Genomic DNA, 2,273 nt, shown 5'->3' with positions numbered 1-2,273 from the left:
GCCTTGGCTAGCCTCGGCGGACCGCCCGCCGTGTACTGCCTCGGCCCCTGCCCGCGCATCAGCGACCACCGGCCGGCGTTACACACGAATCTGCGCGACGGTTCGGTCGTGTCGCGCGCGGCTTGTTGCGCGGCTCGGGCTCAGTGGCATTTTTTTCTTGTGTATTCAGGCCGTGAATAGATCAAGCAATAGCTCATGCGAATGCCCGATCCACAACGCTGCGTCGCGATGATCGCGAAGGGCGTCGCCGGTATTCGGGTGCAGGAACACGTCGAGCGAACCGTGGTTCAGCGTCAGCCATTCCACGACGCCAGCCAGTTGCGTCCGGTCGAATGCAAGCTGAAACGACCATTTTGGATGGGGTCCGACGGGGCGCTCGTGGAAACGGCCGACCTTCAGGGCGTCGTCGAAACGCTGTGCGATTTCCTCCCGTAGCTGCCAGGCCGCGTCGCGGCTGGTGGCGTCGAAGTAGACATGCGCGTGCCAGTCCGCAATCGCCGATACATCGAGAAAGGTCATAGGAATAGCTGTGGAGAAAAGTCGATTGCAAAAGGACGTTTGCCCCGCGCGACCGGAATCGCGCGGGGCAAACTCTTTGTAATCTTCTCACACTCGGCGTATGCCTTACTGCATCACTTCGCTGTCGGCATCGCGAACTCGGCGCCCTTGTCCGTGCTCTCCGACCAGCGCTGCATGATCGATTTCTGACGAGTATAGAATCGCACGCCTTCTTCACCGTAGGCATGCATGTCGCCAAACAGGCTGCGCTTCCAGCCACCGAAGCCGTGCCATGCCATCGGTACCGGAATGGGTACGTTGATCCCGACCATGCCGACTTCGATACGCCGTCCAAACTCGCGCGCCACGTGGCCGTCACTGGTGTAGCAAGCGACGCCATTGCCGAACTCGTTCGCATTGACGAGGTCGACGGCTTCGGTGAAGTCCTTCACGCGAACGCACGAGAGGACCGGGCCGAAAATCTCGTCCTTGTAGATGCGCATTTCGGGCGTGACGTTGTCAAACAAGGTACCGCCGGTGAAGAAGCCCTCTTCATGACCAGGAACCTTGAAATTGCGCCCGTCCACGACCAGGGTCGCGCCCTCTTCGACACCCTGTGCAATGTAGCCTTCAATGCGTTCGAGCGCCTGGCGCGTGACGACAGGTCCCATTTCCGCATCGGCTTCCATGCCGTTTTTCACGACTAGCGCGCGTGCGCGTTCGGCGAGTCGCGGGACGAGCTTATCGGCCACATCGCCGACGAGAACCGCGACCGAAATCGCCATGCAGCGCTCGCCTGCCGATCCATATCCTGCACCGACCAGCGCGTCGACGGCCTTATCGATGTCGGCATCGGGCATCACGACCATGTGATTCTTCGCACCGCCGAGCGCCTGCACGCGCTTGCCGTGCTGCGCACCGGTCTGATAGATGTAATTGGCGATGGGCGTCGACCCTACAAAGCTGATGGCCTTGACGTCGGGGTGAACGAGCAATGCGTCGACCACGACCTTGTCGCCCTGCACCACGCTGAAAACGCCATCGGGCAAGCCCGCTTCCTGCAGAAGTCCCGCCATGAAGAGCGCTGCCGAAGGATCCCGCTCGCTCGGCTTCAAGATGAACGTATTGCCTGCCGCGATTGCCACGGGGAACATCCAGCATGGCACCATGCATGGAAAGTTGAACGGCGTGATCCCGGCGACCACGCCAAGCGCCTGGCGCGTCGTCCAGTTGTCGATACCTGTGGAGACCTGCTCCGTGTAATCGCCCTTCAGGAGTTGCGGAATGCCGCACGCGAACTCGATCACATCGATACCGCGCGCTACCTCGCCGTGCGCGTCGCTGAATACCTTGCCGTGCTCGGCCGTAATAATTGCGGCGAGTTCGTCGGCATGCTTGTTCATCAATTCCAGGAAACGCAGCATGACACGGGCGCGGCGGATGGGCGGCGTATTGCTCCACGCCGGGAACGCTTTTTTGGCTGCGACGACGGCCGCGTCGACATCGGTTGCGTCACCCAGGCGCAGCGTGCGCGCTTCCTTGCCGGTGGCCGGATTGAAGATCGGCTGGGTACGCGTACCCGCGCCGGGCACGCGTTGGCCCCCGATGAAATGTCCGACGTCCGCGCGATCGCTGAAGCTTTTCATGATGTGCACCTGAAGTGATGAATGTGTACTGGAGTGTAAGAACCTCGGGCGTCTATGCAAAGACGCTATCGTTGAAATGATTGTTTTCTATGGTGAACAATAAGCGCATGGAAGCGCACCATGCGAAGT

At 60.7% G+C, this 2,273-nt stretch carries 3 protein-coding genes; 1 reads left to right on the top strand and 2 read right to left on the bottom strand.

Annotated features, from left to right (window positions below):
- Window positions 1-180: hypothetical protein (locus WCA53_RS02045; protein ID WP_423904953.1), on the top strand; the 180-nt coding region annotated here is incomplete at its 5' end.
- Here the strand turns inward: WCA53_RS02045 and WCA53_RS02040 are convergent.
- Entirely contained in the window at window positions 166-519 is a 354-nt protein-coding gene (locus tag WCA53_RS02040; RefSeq protein ID WP_423904951.1) for a DOPA 4,5-dioxygenase family protein, read from the bottom strand. The two genes, WCA53_RS02045 and WCA53_RS02040, sit on opposite strands and share 15 nt — an antisense overlap.
- 113 nt (window positions 520-632) lie before the next feature.
- Window positions 633-2,144 carry a CoA-acylating methylmalonate-semialdehyde dehydrogenase gene (locus WCA53_RS02035; RefSeq protein ID WP_423904949.1) on the bottom strand — a complete coding sequence of 504 codons (1,512 nt, stop codon included), beginning with the start codon at window positions 2,142-2,144 and terminating at the stop codon, window positions 633-635.
- Between the last annotated feature and the right edge of the window lie 129 nt (window positions 2,145-2,273).

Origin of the sequence: Caballeronia sp. (assembly GCF_049581465.1) — a bacterium.
GTDB lineage: Bacteria > Pseudomonadota > Gammaproteobacteria > Burkholderiales > Burkholderiaceae > Caballeronia.
Note: the sequence above shows the minus strand (reverse complement) of the source record. Positions and strands in the feature narration are given on the sequence as shown.

Coding starts and splice junctions, on each gene's coding strand:
- WCA53_RS02040 (WP_423904951.1), bottom strand. CDS start 519: ATGACCTTTCTCGATGTATCGGCGATTGCGGACTGGCACGCGCATGTC.
- WCA53_RS02035 (WP_423904949.1), bottom strand. CDS start 2,144: ATGAAAAGCTTCAGCGATCGCGCGGACGTCGGACATTTCATCGGGGGC.